At 71.7% G+C, this 18,609-nt stretch carries 12 protein-coding genes; 1 reads left to right on the forward strand and 11 read right to left on the reverse strand.

Annotated features, from left to right (window positions below; genetic code table 11):
* Window positions 1-364: 364 nt before the first annotated feature.
* The 3 genes from pxpB to IE95_RS0101635 form a co-directional block, all read right to left on the reverse strand.
* The gene (gene pxpB / locus IE95_RS0101625) at window positions 365-1,990 is read right to left on the reverse strand and encodes a 5-oxoprolinase subunit PxpB (RefSeq protein WP_206053313.1); all 1,626 of its coding nucleotides are present in this window, start codon (window positions 1,988-1,990) and stop codon (window positions 365-367) included.
* Entirely contained in the window at window positions 1,987-2,772 is a 786-nt protein-coding gene (locus IE95_RS0101630; protein WP_030149880.1) for a LamB/YcsF family protein, read from the reverse strand. The genes pxpB and IE95_RS0101630 overlap by 4 nt, the downstream gene beginning before the upstream one ends.
* Window positions 2,773-2,893: 121 nt before the next feature.
* Window positions 2,894-3,085: a DUF1059 domain-containing protein gene (locus tag IE95_RS0101635; RefSeq protein WP_030149881.1), complete on the reverse strand. Its 192-nt coding sequence runs from the start codon at window positions 3,083-3,085 to the stop codon at window positions 2,894-2,896.
* Window positions 3,086-3,264: 179 nt separating this feature from the next.
* Here IE95_RS0101635 and IE95_RS0101640 point away from each other — a divergent pair, with 179 nt between their 5' ends.
* Window positions 3,265-3,849, forward strand: coding sequence for a GNAT family N-acetyltransferase (locus IE95_RS0101640; protein WP_030149882.1), 585 nt, complete (start codon window positions 3,265-3,267; stop codon window positions 3,847-3,849).
* A 53-nt stretch (window positions 3,850-3,902) separates the two neighbouring features.
* On the opposite strand, the gene IE95_RS0101645 is transcribed toward IE95_RS0101640, so the two are convergent.
* The 8 genes from IE95_RS0101645 to IE95_RS0101680 form a co-directional block, all read right to left on the reverse strand.
* Window positions 3,903-4,706, reverse strand: coding sequence for a hypothetical protein (locus IE95_RS0101645; protein ID WP_129429419.1), 804 nt, complete (start codon window positions 4,704-4,706; stop codon window positions 3,903-3,905).
* A 210-nt stretch (window positions 4,707-4,916) separates the two neighbouring features.
* On the reverse strand, window positions 4,917-10,898 hold the full coding sequence (locus tag IE95_RS19360; RefSeq protein WP_240666302.1) for a ThuA domain-containing protein: 5,982 nt from the start codon (window positions 10,896-10,898) through the stop codon (window positions 4,917-4,919).
* 224 nt (window positions 10,899-11,122) lie between these two features.
* Window positions 11,123-11,986 (reverse strand): sugar phosphate isomerase/epimerase family protein, encoded by an 864-nt coding sequence (locus tag IE95_RS0101655; protein ID WP_030149885.1) that lies wholly within the window; start codon window positions 11,984-11,986, stop codon window positions 11,123-11,125.
* A 160-nt stretch (window positions 11,987-12,146) separates the two neighbouring features.
* Window positions 12,147-13,367: a substrate-binding domain-containing protein gene (locus tag IE95_RS0101660; protein WP_030149886.1), complete on the reverse strand. Its 1,221-nt coding sequence runs from the start codon at window positions 13,365-13,367 to the stop codon at window positions 12,147-12,149.
* A 106-nt stretch (window positions 13,368-13,473) separates the two neighbouring features.
* Entirely contained in the window at window positions 13,474-14,583 is a 1,110-nt protein-coding gene (locus tag IE95_RS0101665; protein ID WP_030149887.1) for an ABC transporter permease, read from the reverse strand.
* Window positions 14,580-15,701, reverse strand: coding sequence for an ABC transporter permease (locus IE95_RS0101670; RefSeq protein WP_030149888.1), 1,122 nt, complete (start codon window positions 15,699-15,701; stop codon window positions 14,580-14,582). The genes IE95_RS0101665 and IE95_RS0101670 overlap by 4 nt, the downstream gene beginning before the upstream one ends.
* Window positions 15,698-17,311 carry a sugar ABC transporter ATP-binding protein gene (locus tag IE95_RS0101675; protein WP_051702587.1) on the reverse strand — a complete coding sequence of 538 codons (1,614 nt, stop codon included), beginning with the start codon at window positions 17,309-17,311 and terminating at the stop codon, window positions 15,698-15,700. Before IE95_RS0101675 ends, IE95_RS0101670 begins: the two co-directional genes overlap by 4 nt.
* Window positions 17,308-18,570, reverse strand: a complete 1,263-nt coding sequence (locus IE95_RS0101680) for a Gfo/Idh/MocA family protein (RefSeq protein WP_084689699.1) — start codon at window positions 18,568-18,570, stop codon at window positions 17,308-17,310. Before IE95_RS0101680 ends, IE95_RS0101675 begins: the two co-directional genes overlap by 4 nt.
* Window positions 18,571-18,609 lie beyond the last annotated feature (39 nt).

Below are 18,609 nucleotides of genomic sequence, written 5' to 3' on the forward strand. Positions count from 1 at the left end.
CAAACGATGCGCGCCACACGCCCACGCAGGACAATTGGCATTAACTATCAAGCACACTGTTGAGTTCTCAAGCAACCGACACGCACCGACTCCAACCCGCTTCCAGGCCTTCACTCGGGGCAACTTCTCTAACCTACCAGACTCATTCCCGCGTCTCAACTTCGCCGTTGCTGGTGAAGGGGAGCCGCCTGAGCCGACCGCCCCGACGACTCCCGCGACACACAGAGGCGTCCTGAGAAGATCTGAGGGGTGGCCACCCGAGGGATCCAGCCACTTCGCGGCGGCTCCGGGGAGCTTCGCAGTGGTGTCTGTTCCTCCCTGCCGGGCTGACTTCGAGAAGACTACGGGGCGCCCCTCGCCTCCGTCAACTCGCCTCCCGGAACCGCAGCCGGTCCCCCGGCCGAAGCTGCGCGGCGACGTCGAGCGCGCCGGCACGGACGACGCCGATCACGGGATAGCCGCCCGTGACGGGATGGTCACGGAGGAAGAGGACAGGGTGCCCGTCGGGTGGGACCTGGATCGCGCCGGGCACGAGCCCCTCGCTCGGCATCTCGCCGCTCCGACGTCCGATCGGCGGACCCGAGAGCCTGAGGCCCACCCGGTTGCTCGCGTCCGACACCTCGAACGTCGAGCCCAGGAGGTCGCACCAGGCGTCGTCGTCGAACCACTCGTCCCGCACCCCGCGGCGCACCGCGAGCTCGACCGCCCCCGCCGCCGCGGCACGGGGCGCCACCATCTCGACCACGGGCAGGAGTGCCGGTCGCGGCCCTATCGCCAACCGGTCCCCCGCACGCAACGGCGTCGGCCCCAGACCGGCGAGGACGTCGGACGAACGCGAACCCAGCACGGGCGTCACGTCGAAGCCGCCGCGCACGCCAAGATAGGTCCGCGTCCCGCGCGCGGCGTACCCAAGGTGCAGCTCGGCTCCCGGGCGCACATCGAGCAGGGCCTGCATGCCGACCGACGTGCCGTCGAGCACTGCCGGCGCCGCCGCGCCCGCGAGCGCGATCGTCGCCCGCTCGTGGAACCTCAGGGCCAGCCCGCCGAGGGTCACCTCGAGCGCTGCGGCGGAGCCGTCGTTGGCCAGCAGGCGGTTGAGCAGGCGCAGCGCTCCCTGGTCTGCGGCGCCCGACCTCCCGACCCCCGACGACGCCCAGCCGGGCCGCCCCTCGTCCTCGACGAGCGTCAGCGGCCCGGTCGCAAGAACCTCGACGCCACCTGCACGGTCACCCTCGGCGAGCCGTCCGTCACTGTCGACGGGTAGCGCGTCATCCCCGGCGCGCTCCCGGTCACCCCCGGCGGCAGCTGCGTCACCCCCGGCGTCGCCCGGCAGCCGGTCGACCTCTCGGAAGCGCACCCTCGTCCCCGCGGTCAGCAGCGCGGGCGGGTCACGGTCGAGGTCGAACAGCTCGACGTCGGTCCGGCCGAGCAGGCGCCACCCCCCGGGCGTCGCACGGGGGTAGACCGCCGTGAGGTCGCCCGCGAGCGCGACCGAGCCGGCGGGGACCCGGGTCCGCGGGGTCGCGAGGCGTGGCGCGGCGATCGTCGGGTCGACCTCGGTCAGGTAGGCGAAGCCCGGCATGAAGCCGCCGAACGCGACGACGTACTCCCGTGCGCTGTGGCGCGCCACCACCTCGGCGACGGACAGCCCTGCCCACGCGGCGACGTCGGGCAGGTCCGGCCCGTCGTAGACGACCGGGACCTCCACGAGGCCCCCCTCCCCCTGCTGCGCGACCGCGCCCCGTGACTCCCACGCGGCCCGGACCGCGTCCTCGACCCGCGCCAGGTCCGCGGTGGTCGCCACGTCGTCGAGCAGCACGAGCACCGTGCGCGCCGCGGGCACGACGTCGACGACGCCCGGCACGTCCACGCCGCACAGCGCGGCGGCCAGCGCGTGCACGTCGTCGAGCCCCGCGAGGTCGACCATGAGGGCGTGGTCGCCGAACACCCGGACGCGTGGGCCCACATCGGGCCGGGTGGGCGTGGTCACCGCCCGATCGCCTGCACGACGACGCCGCTCGCCTCGAGCGCCCGGCGCACCTCGGTCAGGAGCGCGACCGCGCCGGGGGTGTCGGAGTGGACGCAGACCGAGTCGGCCTCGACCGCGATCTCGCTGCCGTCGGAGGCGACGACGACCCCCTCGGTCACGAGGCGCAGCGCGCGGTCGGCGACCTCGACCGGGTCGTGCAGCACCGCGCCCGGCGTCCCCCGGGGCACGAGCGACCCGTCGGGCGCGTAGCCGCGGTCGGCGAAGACCTCGTGCACCACGGGCAGCCCTGCCTCCCGGGCGAGCCGCAGCACGGCCGAGCCGGACATCCCGACGATCGGCAAGGTCGCGTCGTAGGCCACGACCCCGTCGACGACAGCGCGAGCCTGCTCCACGTGCCGGACGATCGCGTTGTACAGCGCACCGTGCGGCTTGACGTACCGGACGCGGTCGCCTGCGAGGCGCGCGAAAGCGTCGAGGGCGCCGATCTGGTAGACGACGTCGGCCGTCAGCTCGGCGGGCGTGACCGCCAGGAACCGGCGCCCGAAGCCCGCGAGGTCGCGGTAGGCGACGTGCGCGCCGATGCTCACGCCCCGCTCGACGGCCACGCTCGTGGTGGCGCGCATGATCATCGGGTCCCCCGCGTGGAATCCGCACGCGACGTTCGCGCTGGTCACCAGACGCAGGAGGGCGTCGTCGTCCGCGAGCGCCCACGGCCCGAACCCCTCGCCCAGGTCCGCGTTGAGGTCGATGCGGCGCGCGTCGGGCGCCGGGAGGTGCGTCATGTCCCCATCATCGCCGAGAGCACGCGCGTCGGTCGTGACCCACGGGCCACGACCGGCTGGGCTGTGCTGGTCAGGTGCTCTCTGGTGCTCGTCTCGTGCTGTCGGAGCGCGTCGGAGCGCGTCAGGCCATCGACGGCTCGGCGTCGACCAGGTCGGCACGGATGTCCTCCCGCAGCTGTGCCGTGGGTTCGTGACCGTGCTTGCTGATCATGTGGTCGTACGCGGCGTCGAGGACCTCCTCCTCCTCGCCGGCGATCGTCAGCGTGCAGTTGATGACGCTGGGTGTGGTCCGACAGTCGACCATCTTCCTCATGTGTTCTCACCTCCCCTCACGCGGTCCCCGTCGTCGGGGCTCCGGCGGGGGCGGCGTCCGTGGGCTGGGCGGGCGACGTCTCCGGTCCTTCCACCGTCCTCCCGGCGGGGCGAGGTGTCAACGGCCCGACGGCGGGACGCCCCTCCCGCTCGTCGGTGCGGCCGGGTAGATTCCCGCGGATGACGACCTCCCTGCGCACCGCGACCCCCGCCGACGCCGATAGCCTCGCGGCGCTGGCCGCGATCACGTTCCCGCTCGCGTGCCCACCCGGTGCGGACCCGGCGGCGGTCGCCGAGCACGTCCGCACGCAGCTCTCCCCGGAGAGGTTCGTCGCGTGGACCGCGAGCGCCGACCACACGCTGCTCGTGGCCGAGGCGCTCGGGTCCCCGGGGTCGCCCGACGGGGGTGCCGGCGCGTCCGACGACGCCGGAGGCCTGGTCGGCTATGCGCTGCTCGTGCGCGGCGTGCCCGTCGACGCGGACATCGTGGCCGTCGTGGGCGACGAGCCGAGCGTCGAGCTGTCGAAGATCTACGTGCACCCCGCGTCCCAAGGCACGGGGGTCGCGAGCTCGCTCCTGCAGGCCGCGCTCGACGCGGCACCGGCCCTGGTCCCGGACCGGGCCGTGTGGCTCGGCACCAACGGGCAGAACGCACGGGCCCAGGCGTTCTACCGCAAGCACGGGTTCGAGCTCGCGGGCACCCGCACGTACGTGGTGGGCGGCGAGGCGCACGACGACGTCGTCATGGTGCGCCCGCTGGGCTGAGCGGCGGGGCGTGGCGTCACCCTCGGCAGGGTCGGGCGTCACCCTCGGCGGGGTCAGTGGTCACCCTCGGCGGGGTGGGCGGCGCCGTCGCCCGCGTCGTCGGGGTGGAGCGGGAGGAACACGTGGACGTGTCCCTGGTCGGCGCCGACGCTCAGCTCGTCGAGCTGGGTCGCGGCCATGGCCCACGTGTCGGCGGCCCGCAGCCGCAGGTCGGCCGCGAGCGCCAGGATCTCGGTGCGGGTCGGCTCGGCCGCGCCCTCGGCCAGGACGAGCGCGTCGACCGTGTCGCCCAGCAGCACGATCGAGACCCCCAGCCCGTTGCGCGTGACGTTGTACCCCGACGCCCCGGTGGGCAGCGCCTCGGCCTCGGTCGTCAGGGCCGCGAGGCCCTCCTGCCACGTCGCGACCTGCTCGGGCGTCGCGGGGATCCCGGGTGACCCGTCGAGCGGCAGCACCACAGACAGGTCGTTCATGGTCGGGACGAGGCGCTCCTGCGCCGAGAGCGCGAAGTCGGTCACGACGCCCAGGTTCTCGGCGTCGCGCGCGGCCTCGGCGGCCTCGAGCTCGGCCACGCGCGCAGGGTCGACGGCGTACGCGCCGGACGCTCCGCCGTCGGGCCCTCGCGTGAGCGCCCAGGAAGCCACCGCGACGCCGACACCGACGACGACCGCGGCGACCACGAGCCACACGCGACGAGCACGCGAGAGGTTCCGCGGCCACTGGGCGTGTTCGCGCTCCGGCGGCCGCGGGCGGGGACGACCGGCACCGTCCCCGGACCGGGGGCCCGCTCCCCGAGCGGTCGCCGACCGGGCCGCGAGGTCCGCCTTGCTGCGTCGTGCTGCGGTCTTCTGCGCCACGGGTCGGTTCCTGTCTGTCGGGGGCGGGAGCGTGCCGACGCGAGCGTCTGGCACGAGATGAGGGCTCGACGAGGACGAGCCGACGAGAAGGCCTGCCGGGAGGGTCGGCAGGGACGCGCTGTCGGGTGCGGCGCGTCGTCCGGCCACGACCGGCCGGACGACGCGCCCGGCAGGCGCCGCCCCGAGAGGGCGACGCCTACCGTTCGTGCATCAGCCGCAGGACGCGGCCGCGTAGTCGACCGTGTAGGTCGACGTCCGGTCCCCGATCGTCGCGACGACCGTGGCGGAACCCGCCTCGACCGACGTGGCGCGCGAGGCGAACGACTGCGACGCGGACTTGCCCGGGGCGACACCCGTGAAGGTCTTCGTCCCGAACGGCGTGCTCACCTTGATCGTCGCAGGCGCGTCGTCGGTGTTGACGACCCGCACGTTCACGAGCACCTTGCCCGCCGTGCACTGCGTGCGCGGCGTGACCTCGACCGTGACCCCGCCCTCGACCGGCGGCACCGAGAGGGTGAGCGGCTCGCTCACGTTCCCGGCGACGTCGACCGCGCGGTACGAGACCTCGACGGCCCCGTCCCCGACGACGACGGGCTCGGTGTACTCGAGCCACTCGTCCGCAGGGGTGTCGGTGAGGCGGTACTCGACCCGGGCGAGGCCCGAACCGGTGTCCGCGCCCGCCAGGGTGACCGTGCGCTCGGACAGCTCGGCCGTCGCGGTCGGTGCCGTGGCGTCGATCTTCACCACGTGCACGACCTCCTGCGACACGTTGCCGGCCTCGTCGCTCGCGCGGAAGGTGAGCGAGTGCTCGCCACCCTCCGTGAGCGCGATGCCGCCCGTGTACGGGGCCCAGTCGGCGCCCGCGGCCTTGACCTCGATCGACGGCGTCTGCGAGACGTCGTCGGTCGCGGTCGCGGTGACCGTCACGGCCCCGGTGTTCCAGCCGGACGCGCCGGCTGCCGGGTCCTGGGCGACCGCCACGACGGGCGCCTGCGTGTCCTCGTCACCCGTGGTGACGTGGAACCAGTCGAACGCGACCGTCACAGGGACCTCCTGCTCGGGGCCGATGGCCACGAGACCGAAGGACGTCAGCGCCGCGTCGTTGGTGACCGGGGCCCCGAGGGACGTCCAGTTCACCCCGCCGTCGCTGACCCAGCCCTGGTAGGTGTTGCCCACCTTCTCCATGCGCAGGTACCAGTAGCCCGACTCGGTCGTGTCGGCGATCTCGAGCTGACGGTTGCCGCCGCTCGAGGCCGCGTTCTTCTCCGACGCGAGCTCGGCACCCAGGTTGAGCGGGGTGCCCGGCTGGTTCTTGGCGACCACGTCGAGCTTGACGTAGTTGTCGTCGTCGCCGTAGGCCATCAGACCGGCGTACTGCCAGCGGTGCAGCAGCGGCGCCTTGAAGCGCGTCTCAGCGACCCAGTCACCCTCGGGGGCTGCCTGGAGCACGAAGTTGCGCGGGCTGATCGGGTTCTGGTTGTTGATGTCACCCGGCTGCGTGGTGATGCGCAGCTCGCCACCGGCGACCTCGACCTTCGAGTCGTCGTAGCGGACCACGTTGTTCCAGCGGCAGCCGTCGAGCGCGGTGCCGTCGAACTCGTCGGACGGCTCACGGGAGCCGTCGTCGTCCGAGTCCGGCGTGACCGTGAACCAGTCGACCAGGGCGACCGAGTCGGCCGTCCCCGTGTCACCCGCGGCGATGACGCCGAACGTGGCGTCCGCCTTGACCGGCGCAGAGCCGGCGATCGCGGTCCACGTCTGGCCGTCGGCGGAGTACGCGGCCGTGATGGCCGTCCCCGTCGAGATCAGCCTGAGGTAGACCGACGACGGGAAGTCCGCCGCGACGTTCGTCTGGCCGTGCCACGTGCGCGCACCGCCGGTCTCGGTCTGGAACTCCAGGAAGCGGTTGCCGTTCTGGTTCTTCGTGAACGCGAACTTGGTGTACTCGTCGTCGTTCACGTGCACGAGGAGACCCGCGTGCTGCCAGTGCCGTGCGAGCGGGACCTCGACCTTGGTCTGGATCTCCCACGCCCCGGCGGGTGCCGGCTGGCCCAGGTAGCTGATCGGGCCCGGGACCGCCTCGTTGATGTCGCCCTGGACGACGGGCAGGACCGCCTTGCCGTCCGCGACCGTGATCGACGTCCCGGGTGCGGTACGCACCACGGTCCAGCGACCGGTGTTGATGTCCGCGGCGTCGAAGTCGTCCGACTTCTGCGCCGCGCACTGCGGCGGGGTGTCCGTCCCGGGCTCGGTCGGGTCGACCGGGTCGTCGTCGAACGAGAAGTCCTGGAACTCGACCGCGCTCTGGTTCGAGCTGTGCGCCGTCACGAAGAGACCGACGTCCTGGACCGACGCCGCTCCCGGCAGGGACACCGGGTCGCCGATCTGGGTGAAGTTCTCGCCGTCCTTGCTCCACGACGCGGTGTACAGGTCACCGTCGCGCTCGATCCGCACCCACGCGGGGTAGCTCGTCGAGCTCGCCGCCGTCGACGACACGAGCTGCCCCGCAGCGTTGCCGCGCAGCCACTCGAAACCACCGCTCGGGCGGATGCCCAGGGCCGCGTAGCCCGGCGACTTGCCCGGCTGCGTCACGTCGTTGCGGACGATGAGACCCGCCTTGGCGGACCCGTTGGAGTTGCCCTGGCTGTTGACCTTGACCGTCGCGGACCACTTCTCGTCCGCACCGGCCTCCTTGTAGATGGCCGAGTACTCGTCGGTGCCCTGCCACATGTTGGCGCCTGCGGAGGACACGAGGTACTTGCCCTCGGACAGCTGCTCGAACGTGCCGTTCGCGTTGGTGAAGGTCTTCATGCCGGCGAACAGGTCACCGACCTGGGCCATGACGATGCGGGACTTCGTGGTGAGCCCCTTGTCGTTCGTCGCGACCGCGGTCAGCTTGTAGTAGTTGTCCGCGGTGACGTTCCACGTCGTCGAGTACGGCGCGGACGTGTCCGTGCCGATCGACTGGCCGTCGACGAAGAACTCCACCTGGGTGACCGTGTTCTCGGCGTCCGTCGCGTCCGCCGAGACCGTGATCTCGCCCTGCTCGAGCTGGACGCCCGGCTCGGGAGCGGTCACGACGACCTCGGGACGGGTCGTGGCCGAGATGCCCTTGCCGTGCGCCTCGATGAAGTTCAGGCGACGCTCACCCGCACCGGGGAACACGACGTACAGCGTGAAGCTCTCGCCCGGGTCCGCCACGTCGACGCGCACGTCGGTGAAGGTGCCCAGCCCGGTCTCCGGGACGGAGGCCGTGGCGAGCAGCTCGCCGTCGGGAGCGTCACGGCGCAGCTCGACGGTGCCCGCCTCGGCTGCCGAGACGCGCAGCGACAGGGCGCTGATCTGGTGGAGGTTGAACGGGTCGTACGAGGACCAGGCCCCGTCCTCGCCCGTGATGACGGACCCACCGCCCTCGACGTCCCGGCTCGCGAGCTGGGTCGTGCCCTCGGACGCGGTGTGGAACTCGGCCTCGCGCTTCTTGCCGAACACCAGGGTCGTGTCGGAGCCGGTCAGCGCGGGCACGTCGCCCTCGCCGCCACCGTCCGTGTACCGGGCGTCGAGCACGTAGAACACGTTCATGTCCTCGCCGTGCCCACCGCCCAGGCCGGTCTCGACCGAGCCCGTCGTGCCGTGGAGCGGCTCGGACGGGTGCGCGTGGGCGTCGTGCCCGAGCGCCGGCTGGATGATGACGTTCTCGTCGACGATCGAGGAGTCCTCGGCGTCGCTGACCTCGACGTCCCAGTCGATCCGGTCGCCGAAGTCGAAGAACGACCCGGTCGGCGGCAGGTTGAAGTCGACCTCGGGGCGCGTGTTGCCGACCGTGATCGGGACCGTGGCGGTGCCCACCTTGCCCGACGGGTCGCTCACCGTCAGGCGGGCGTCGTAGACACCGTTCGCGGTGTAGGTGTGGCTCGGGGCCACCTCGGTCGAGTCGGTCGTGCCGTCACCGTCGAAGTCCCACGCGTACGTGAGCGCCTCGTTCTCGGGGTCGGTGCTCGCGGCGCCGTCGAACGTGACCGTGAGCGGGGCCGTGCCCGAGTCCGGCGTGGCCGCCGGCGTGGCGATCGGGGAGCGCGAACCGGAGACGTAGTCGATGCGGTGCAGACCCGAGTTCGGGTTGTCGCGCCCGAACCCGCCGCCCCAGTCGAGCACGTAGAGCGCACCCTCGGGGCCGAACGTCGAGTCGATCGGCGCGAGGAACTGCTCGTTCGACAGGAACGGGTTGACCTTCTCGACAGCAGCCCCCTGGGGCGTGGTGTCCTTCAGGTCGATCGAGTACATCTTGTTGCGCGCCCACTCGTAGAAGAACGGCTTGCCGTCGTAGTACTCGGGGAACTTGGTGTCCGACACGAGGTCCGCGTCGTAGCTGTAGAACGGACCGCCCATGGGTGCGAGCCCGCCGCCGGCGTTGATGATGCCGGGGGCCGACGTGCGCTGGTAGCCGTAGTACATGTCCGCCGGCTGGGCGGCGGGCAGCTGCGTCAGACCCGTGTTCAGGATCGAGTCGTTGACGGGGTTCGCGCAGTCGAAGTTCGCGCCGACCGTGACCGGGTTGGTGCGGTAGTCGACGTCACGGAACGGCTCGTTCTTGCCCATGCACAGGGGCCAGCCGAAGAAGCCCGGCTCCTGGATGAGGTTCCACTCGGCGATGCCCGCGGGACCGCGGTTCGCCAGGTTGTCGGAGCCGTTGTCCGGGGAGTAGTCGGCCACGCCGAGGTTGCCCGTGGCGGGGTCGATCGTGAACCGGAACGGGTTGCGGAAACCCATCGCGTAGATCTCGGGCAGCGTCTTCTCGGTGCCCGGGGCGAACAGGTTGCCCTCGGGGATCGAGTACGTGCCGTCGGCCTCGGGGTGGATGCGGAGCACCTTGCCCCGCAGGTCGTTGGTGTTGGCCGAGGTCGCGCGTGCGTCGTGCAGGCGCCCGTCACGCTCCGAGAGCGGGGCGTAGCCGCCCGAAGGCTCCGAGTGCGGGTTCACGTCGTCGCCCACGCCGATGTACAGGTCGCCGGTGCGGTCGTCGAAGATCAGGCTGCCGCCCGTGTGGCCCGGCTCGTCGGGCAGGCGCCCGGCCGGGACCTCGATGAGGATCTTCTCCGAGGCCGGGTCGATCACGGTGCCGCCGGGACCGCCGTCGGTCACGGTGAAGCGCGAGATCCGGTTGAAGAAGTTCTCCGGGTTCGTGTCGTCGGCCGAGGCCGGCGAGTAGTACTGGTACAGGTACCCGTTGGTCGCGAAGTCCTTGTCGAGCGCGATACCCAGCAGGCCGTCCTCACCGCCCGAGTACACGGGGATGGTGAGGGCGGTCGTCGTGTTCTGGGTGCGCGGGTCGTAGACGCGGATCTGTCCGCGCACGAGCTCGGTGAAGAACACGCGGCCGTCGGGTGCGACGTCCATGCCGAACGGTGCGCTCGTGTTGGTGTCGAGCGCGACCTTCTCGAACTGGCCCCAGTCGGTGCCGCCGCAGTCGCCGGCCACCTGGCCGGACGCCCACTGGACGCCGCCCACGATGTGCTGGACCAGGTCCGGCTCACCCGTGAAGTGCGCACCGAAGTGGCCCATGCCGGTCATCCAGGCGCGGCCGCCGTCGTAGGGCTTGCACCACGAGATCGGGTGGTCGGCGCCCATCTTGTTGCCGCCCGCGTCGTACGTCGACTCGTCCATCGTGGCGAGCACGTGCGCGCTCCCGCGGACGTTGGCCGAGTAGTTGTACCACTCGTCGGCGCGGTCCCAGCGCTGGTCGAGGTGGCTCGTCGAGGGGTGCACGCGGTCCTCGACGCGCACCGTGCCGGGCAGGCCGGGGCTGTTGCCGGTCGCGGCGTGACCGGGCATGAGCGCCCCGATCATGTCGTCCCACCAGCCGTAGTTGCCGCGCATGTCGGTCGCGTTGTGGATCGCGACGATGCCGCCGCCGGCCTGCTGGTAACGCTCGAGCGCTGCCTTCTGGTCGGCGTTCCACGGGTCGCCCGACGTCTGGAACATCACCAGCGCGTCGTACTCCGCGAGGCCTTCGTCGGTGAAGACCGAGGAGTCCTCGGTGTGGTCGGAGGAGATCCCGACGTCGGCGAACGCCGCCTCGAGCACGGGCGTGCCCTGCGTGATCGCCTCGGTGTGCCGGAACTGGGTCGTCTTGGTGAAGATGAGGACCTTGCGGTCGTCACCGGGTTCGTGTGGTCCGTCGTGGGCAGCAGCCATCGTCACGGGCGCGAGAGTGAACGCCAGAGCTCCGATGGTCAGCGCCGCGACGGCTCTTCCCCGCAGGGGAAGTCGCGCAGCCTTCATGTGTCTTGCCTCCAGGGCAGTCGGCACGTGGCGAGAGTGTCCGCGCCCCGCTCGTCGGTGAACGGGGCCGCACGTGCTTGAAGAGTTACGTCGTCCCACGGCGTGCCGGCGCCGTCGGTCCTGCACCTACCGATCGGTCAGCCGCGCATCAGTCCTTTCAGGAAGTCCAGGCCATCGACGGCGATGGCGTCCTGGGTGGGGGCGAGCGGTCGCCAGATCGAGGCGGCCGTCGCGATGGTCGCGTTGTCGGCGGTGAACGACTCGATGCACAGGGAGCCGTCGTAGCCCACCCGGTCGAGCGCGCCGAGGAACGCGTGCCAGTCGAGGTGATCGTCGCCAGGGGCTCCGCGGTCGTTGCCGCAGACCTGCACGTGCGCGATCCGGTCCCCGGCGCGCGTCACCGCGGCCGCCAGGTCCGTCTCCTCGATGTTCATGTGGTAGATGTCGAGCATGAGCCCGATGCCCTCCGACGGGAGGGGCGCGACGACGGCGAGGGCCTGGTCGACCGTGTTGACCATGCTCGTCTCGTACCGGTTGAGCGGTTCGAGGCCGATCCGCACGCCTGCGGCCATCGCGTGCTCGACGACGGGGCCCAGGTGGTCGACGAGCTCGGCGTTCGCGGCCTCGCGCTGCCCGGCGGTCATCCGCCAGGTGCGCCCCACGGACGCGTACGCCGGGCCGCCGATCACGCGCGCCCCGACGGCCTGCGCCATGTCGACGACCTGGCGCAGGTAGTCCTGGGTCCGGCGGATCGTCCCGCCGTCGGCCGAGACGAGCTCGCGTCCCGGGCCCATGACGAGCGAGACCGAGGCCTCGAGGCCGTTGTCGGCGAGGACGCCCGCGGCGAGCTGCGGGTTCCAGTCGGTCACGTCCTCGACGGGGAGCTCGAGGACGTCGAAGCCCCACCCGGCGACGCGCGGGGCGATCTCGCGCAGGGAGGCGTCGGTCAGGGGCGAGGTCCACACCCAGGTGTTGACCCCCAGGGGGCGCGTGCGAGCCACGGTGCTCTCTTTCGTCGGTGGGTGCGCTGCCCGGCCGCCCGACGCCGGAGCCCACCTCCACGGGGAAGGTGCGCTCCGTCGTCGGGCGTCCGGGAGTGTGCGGTACGTACCGGCTCCCGGCCGGTCCCCCGAGGAGAGCGAGGGGCCGGCCGGGAGGGGCTCAGCGGTTCGTCCAGGCCTCGGGGTAGCCGGGCAGGTCCTCGCCGCCGAACTTGGCGTAGTGCAGCGAAGGCATGTCCTTGTTGGCCTCGAGGTAGGCGTCCAGGTCCTCACCCGTGATGGGCGACTGGGGCAGGACCCACTCGGCCGGGACCTGCTCGCCGTTCCAGATCATCTGGGCCGCGAGGATCGGGGTGCGCCACTGGAAGTTGGAGTACACGGCACCGAGGGCCGTCATGTCCGTCTCCTTCCACTTGCGCATGAAGCTCAGCTCGTCCTCGCCCATGAAGACCGGGTAGGGCTTGCCGGCGTCCTCGAACGCCTCGACCGCCGCGACCGCGCCGTCACCGGCGTCCATCCAGATGCCGTCCACGTCACCGCGCTGCAGGTACTGCGTCACGATGTCCTTGATCTTCGCGCCGTCACCACCGGTGAACTCCTGGCCCACGACCTCGATGTCGCTCTCGGAGAAGATCTTGTCGGCCGCGGCCCACCGGTTCTCCAGGACGTCGACGCCGGGCAGGATGCGCAGAGCCAGGACCTTCGAGCCGGGCTCGAGGTTCTCGACCAGGAACTCGGCGCCGTCGGCGCCGTAGGCGTAGCCGCCGATCGGGTGGATGTAGGTCACCATGCAGTCGGAGTTCACGCCACGGTCGAACACGATGACGGGCTTGCCGGACTCGCACGCCGCCTCGACCGCCGGGGTCAGGGTCGCGGTCGTCGACGGCGAGATGATGATCGCGTCGCAGTCACCGGCCTCGACGAACGCCTGGATGTCGGAGATCTGCTTGTTGTCGTCGTCCGCGGCGTCCGAGACGCGGAACTCCGAGATATCACCCGAGGCCTTGAGGACCTCGACCTGCTGCTGCATCGTGATGAAGCCCGTCACGCGCCACGGGTTGGAGACCGAGGCGTTGGAGAAGCAGAGCTTCTTGCCGCCCTCCTTCGCGTACTGCGCGGTGTCCACGTACTCGGGGTCGATCGCCTGCAGCCACGGCTGGTCCGCGGGCCCCTCGGGCACCGCGGTGCGCTGGGCGAGCTGGCGGTCGTAGTCGGCCTGCACGAACCACTGGCTGTTCGCGCCCGACTCGTTCGACTCCTCCCCCGCCTCGGTCGCGGTCTCGCCGCCCGCGGGGGCGTCGGGCACGTCGGTGCTGCACGCAGCGGTGAACAGCAGTGCCGCGGTCGCGGCCCCTGCCATGAGAACTCGAGAGCGTCGCATGTTCCTTCTCCTGGTGTTCGGAAGACTTCGTTGTCCTGCCGGCGCAACGGGTGCGACGGCCTGTCGGGGACGGATCTGTGTGGCGTTCCGGGTGATGACCGGAGGACTAGGGCGCTGCTGGCTGGGGCTCCTTGGGGACGGTGGGTTCGGGGACCCCTGCCGGGGTGGTCGGTGCGCCAGGGGTCGTGGAACGGGACCGGCGCGGCATCGCGGCGTACGCCACCGCGGCGATGATGATCACGCCCTGGACCGCAGGACGGATCGTGGACGGCAGGCTGAGCTGGTTGAACAGCGTGAACAGGGCTTCGAGGGTCAGGGCGCCGGCCATGGCCGCGACCACCGAGCCCCGGCCGCCGCCCAGGACGACGCCCCCCAGGACGACCGCGGTGATCGCCATGAACTCGAGCCCCTCGCCCACCTGGGCCGTCACGCCGGCGTAGCCGCCGATGAGGATGCCCGCGACCGTGGCCATGAAGCCCGAGAACAGGAAGGCCCGCGTGCGCACCCACCAGACCGAGGCGCCCGAGAACGCCGCGGCCACGTCGTTGTCGCCGGTCGCGACCAGCGTGCGACCGTACGGGCGTCGCATGACGATCACGGCGACGACGCCGAGGACGAGCGTGATGAGCACCGCGTACGGCACCTGGAACTGCCCCGGGGTGTCCGGCAGGCCACCGCGGCCCCACTGACGGAAGCCTTCCGTGAGCGAGCCCGTGGGCGCCCCGCCGGTCCACAGCCGGATCGCACCGTAGAGCACGAGCATCATGCCGAGCGTCGTGATGAACGACGGGACCTTCAGGAGTGTGACGATCAGGCCGTTGACGAGCCCGACCGCCAGGCCGAACAGGACCATGAGGCCGATCACGGGCCACGTCATCGACTCCTCGCCGTCGATGAGCTTGGCCGCGATCACGACCTGGGCCCCCACGAGCGAGCCGACCGACAGGTCGAACTCCCCCGACACGATGACGAAGTACTGCCCGATGGCCAGGACGATCAGCGGCGCCGCCTTCTTGAGGAAGGCCATGAGCGACATGGGCTCGCCGAACGACGGGTTCATCACGAGGATCGCGACGAACACCACGATCAGCAGGGCGTAGACGGTCCAGGTGCTGCCCGACGTGACGCGCTGGACCCGGCGGGAGAAGCCGCTCCGGGTGGCGGCCTGCGTACCGCCCGGGGCGCTCGGGCTGGTCGCGGGAGTGCTCGCGCTCATCGGGTGGCCTCCTTGCCGGTCGTGGTGGACGGGTTCTCGGGCTCCGCGCCGCCCGGTCCACCGCGGGAGCCGGGCCGGACGGACTGCGCCAGGGCCTTGAACCTCGCCCGGCTGCTCGCTGGGTCGATCTGGCGGCGGGCGTACATGGCGACCGCGGCGATGATGATCGCGCCGCGCAGGACGTCCTTGAAGAAGGGGCTGACGTCGAGCACGTTGAACACCGTGTCGAGCGAGGCGAGGATCAGGACACCGGCGATCGTGCCCATGATCGAGCCACGGCCGCCCATGAGCAGGGTCCCGCCCAGCACCACGGCCGCGATCGAGTTCAGGTCGTAGCCGTACGTGTAGACCAGGGCGTTGCCCGTGCCGAAGCGTGCCGCGATGAGGAGGCCGGCGACGCCCGCGCACAGCGAGCACAGGACGTGGGCCAGGATGATCGACCGGTCCGTGCGGATCCCCGAGAGACGGGCGACGTCGATGTTCCCGCCGACCGCGAACATGTGATAACCCCCACGGGTGCGGGTCAGGAGCACGACACCGAGCACCATGACCACCGCGAGCACGATGACCGAGACCGGCACGGGACCGATGCGCGTGTACCCGAAGCTCTGGAAGGCCTGGGGGACCTCGCCCGACGGGCCCTTGAACTGCGTGTCCAGGTAGCCCTTGATGATGAGGCCGACGCCGAGCGTCGCGATGAACGAGTTCACGCGGAGCTTGGAGATGACGAGCCCGTTGACCAGCCCGACACCTGCGGCGACCGCGAGCGCCGCGACCACGCCGAGCCAGATGCGCGACGGGTCACCGGCCATGGTCGTGGCGGCCACCAGCGAGGACCAGGCCACGACGTACCCGACCGACAGGTCGAGCGACTTGCACAGGATGACGAACGTCTGGCCGATCGCGACGAAGCCCAGCAGGCTCGTCTGGGACAGCAGGTAGAACAGGTTCCCCTGGCTGAAGAAGCTGCCGCCCTGGGCCGCGACGAGCCCGGCCGAGATCACGAGGATGCCGACGAGCGCGAGGTAGACGATCCCCGTCGAGCCGAGCCGGCGCCGTCGGGGGCCGGAGCTCGCGCTCCCCGCGCGGGGCGAAGCGGTGCTCACCGCGGTGCTCATTTCTCCTCCTGGAGGGTGTCGCTGTGCGCGGGACGCTCTGTCCGGACGCTGGACCCGACGGGCACGTCGAGCGCGGAGAGGTCGACCTCGACGTGCTCCGACGTGTCTCCGGCCCCGGTCGCGAGCGCCATGATGGTCTCCTCGTCGCTGCCCGCGGGGAGCTCGCCGGCGACCCGGCCGTCGCGCATCACGACGATGCGGTCGGCCATCGCGACGACCTCGGGGAGCTCGGACGAGATGAGCAGGATCGCGACGCCGCGCGCCGTGAGGGTGCGCATGAGGTCGTAGACCGCGCGCTTGGCGCCGACGTCGATGCCGCGCGTGGGTTCGTCGAGGACGATGACCGACGGGTCGGTCACGAGCCACTTGGCCAGGACGACCTTCTGCTGGTTCCCGCCCGAGAGGTACTGGACCTCGGCGTCCTGGGAGCGCGAGACGAGGTCGAGCGAGGACAGGATGCCGGGGATCGCCTTGGCGCGGCGGTCGGAGGACCGGGGGGTCACGGCGTCGAGCACGAGCCGGGCGTTCGCGGAGATCGACTGCTCGAGCGCCAGGCCCTCGGCCTTGCGGTCCTCGGTGACGAGCGCGAGCCCGAGCCGGACGGCCTCGCGGGCCGAGCCGACCGTGACGGGCTCGCCGTCGAGCAGGACCGTGCCCCGGGTGAACGGGGCGACGCCGAACACGCCGTGCGCGATCTCGGTGCGTCCGCTGCCCTGGAGTCCGGCGAGGGCCACGATCTCCCCCGCGCGGACCTCGAGGTCGATCCCGTCGACGTGGGTGTTGCCGGCGCCCGCGAGGGCGAGCTTGACGGCGCCGGGCACCGTGCCCGGGTCCTTGTCCGGGTAGTAGCCCGCGAACTCGCGGCCGACCATGGTCCGCACGAGCTGGTCCGGGGTGATGTCGGCGGTCGCGGTCGTCAGGACGAAGTCGCCGTCCTTGAGGACCGTGATGGTGTCGCAGAGGTCGAAGATCTCCTTGAGGCGGTGCGAGACGTAGAGGATCGCGACGCCGCGGGAGCGCAGCTGCTGGACGAGCGCGTAGAGCAGCTCGACCTCCTGGTCTGCGAGCGCCGCGGTCGGCTCGTCCATCGAGATGATGCGGGCGTCGTAGGAGACGGCCTTGACGATCTCGACGATCTGCTGCTCGGCCACGGACAGCGACCCGACCCGCATCCACGACGCGAGGCCGTGCAGGCCGAGGTCGGCGAGCAGCTCGTCGGTGTCGCGGGCCATGCGCCGGGCGTCGACGATCCCGAACCGGCGGGGTTCGCGGCCGAGGTACACGTTCTCCGCGACCGTGCGCTCGGGCAGGAGGTTGAACTCCTGGAAGACGGTCGAGACCCCGGCCGCCTGCGCGGCGAGGGGGGACGCGAACGTGGCGGGTGCGCCGTCGAGCTCCATGGTGCCCGTGTCGGGCTGGTGGACCCCGGCGATGATCTTCATGAGCGTGGACTTGCCGGCGCCGTTCTCCCCGACGAGCGCGTGGACCTCGCCGGGCCGCACGTCGAGGTCGATGCCGCGCAGGACCGAGTTGCCGAAGAAGACCTTGCCGATGCCCCGCAGCTGCAGGAGGGGCGTGGTCACGCCCTCTCCTGCCGTCGGTGCTGTCATGCCTCTACCTCCACCCAGGTGCCGGTGCGTGCGGAACGGGCCACGGCCTCGGCGAGGCGGGCGGCCCGGAGGCCGTCGGCGAACGTGGGCAGCCCGTCGGGCGTGTGCCCGTTGATGGCCGCCGCGGTGTCGCCGACGAGCGCGTTGAAGCAGTCCTGGTATCCCTGCGGGTGCCCTGCGGGGAGCCGGGAGTAGCGGGCGGCCTCGGGGGTGAGCGCCTCGGGGTTGCGGATGAGCAGGCGGCTCGTGTCGCGGCGGCCCTCCCAGAGGGTCTCGGGGCCCTCCTGGTCGAACGCGAGGGTCGACTCGGAGCCCGAGATCTCGAGGAAGAGCCGGTTCTTGCGGCCTGCCGAGACCTGGCTGATGACGGCCGAGCCGAGCGCTCCGCCGTCGGTCTCGTACTGCAGCGTCACGGCGTCCTCGGTGCGGACCGGCGCGGGGCGCCCGTCGGCGCCCGTGCGCTCGGCGTTGATCGTCGCGGTCTGCGCGACGAGACGCACGATGCGCTGGCCCGTCGTGAACTCGAGGAGGTCGCAGAAGTGCGAGCCGATGTCGCCGAACGCGCGGCTCGCGCCGCCGAGGGCGGGGTCGACGCGCCAGTTGTCGTCGCTGGCCCGCAGGAGCCAGTCCTGGAGGTAGGAGCCGTGCACGAGGCTGATGGTGCCGACCGCGCCGCTGCGGACCCGGGCGCGCGCCTCGCGCACCATGGGGTGGAAGCGGTAGGCGAACGGCACGACGGCGACGCGTCCGTCCGCGGTGGCGGCCTCCTCGGCGAGACCGGCGAGCGTGATCGCGCCCTCGAGGTCCATCGCGAGGGGCTTCTCGCACACCACGTGCTTGCCCGCGGCGAGGGCCGCCGTGGCGAGCGGGACGTGCAGGAAGTTGGGCGTGCAGACGTGCACCACGTCGATGCCCGGGTCGTCGATGAGCTCCTGCGCCGTGGCCGCGTAGCCCAGGGCCCCGAGGTCGGCTGCGGCCTCGCGTGCCCCCGGCGCGTCGATGCCGGCGACCGAGACGAGGTCTCCCCCGGCCGTGCGGATCGCCCGGGCGTGGACCTCTCCGATGAAGCCGGTGCCGATGATGCCGGCACGGTAGCCCGCGGCGGGCAGCCGGCTGGGCAGCAGGTCGGTCGCTGGGCGGTCGGGGACGGGGGTGGTCGCGGCCCCCACGACGGGGCGGCCGTCCAGGGCGGGCAGCTCCGTCCTGGTGGCGGGGGCATCGATGGCCCCGAGGTCTCGCGCGACTTCTTCGGCTCGCATGTTCCATACCGTAGGACGACTTATGACGAGCGTCAAGCA

Origin of the sequence: Oerskovia turbata, assembly GCF_000718325.1 — a bacterium.
GTDB classification, from domain to species: Bacteria; Actinomycetota; Actinomycetes; order Actinomycetales; family Cellulomonadaceae; genus Oerskovia; species Oerskovia turbata.

Bases quoted from the DNA above. Each gene is read 5' to 3' on its own strand.
- IE95_RS0101680 (WP_084689699.1), bottom strand. From the start codon at position 18,570: ATGCGAGCCGAAGAAGTCGCGCGAGACCTCGGGGCCATCGATGCCCCC.
- IE95_RS0101640 (WP_030149882.1), top strand. From the start codon at position 3,265: ATGACGACCTCCCTGCGCACCGCGACCCCCGCCGACGCCGATAGCCTC.
- IE95_RS0101665 (WP_030149887.1), bottom strand. From the start codon at position 14,583: ATGAGCGCGAGCACTCCCGCGACCAGCCCGAGCGCCCCGGGCGGTACG.
- IE95_RS0101630 (WP_030149880.1), bottom strand. From the start codon at position 2,772: ATGACGCACCTCCCGGCGCCCGACGCGCGCCGCATCGACCTCAACGCG.
- IE95_RS0101635 (WP_030149881.1), bottom strand. From the start codon at position 3,085: ATGAGGAAGATGGTCGACTGTCGGACCACACCCAGCGTCATCAACTGC.
- IE95_RS19360 (WP_240666302.1), bottom strand. From the start codon at position 10,898: ATGGCTGCTGCCCACGACGGACCACACGAACCCGGTGACGACCGCAAG.
- IE95_RS0101660 (WP_030149886.1), bottom strand. From the start codon at position 13,367: ATGCGACGCTCTCGAGTTCTCATGGCAGGGGCCGCGACCGCGGCACTG.
- IE95_RS0101670 (WP_030149888.1), bottom strand. From the start codon at position 15,701: ATGAGCACCGCGGTGAGCACCGCTTCGCCCCGCGCGGGGAGCGCGAGC.
- IE95_RS0101675 (WP_051702587.1), bottom strand. From the start codon at position 17,311: ATGACAGCACCGACGGCAGGAGAGGGCGTGACCACGCCCCTCCTGCAG.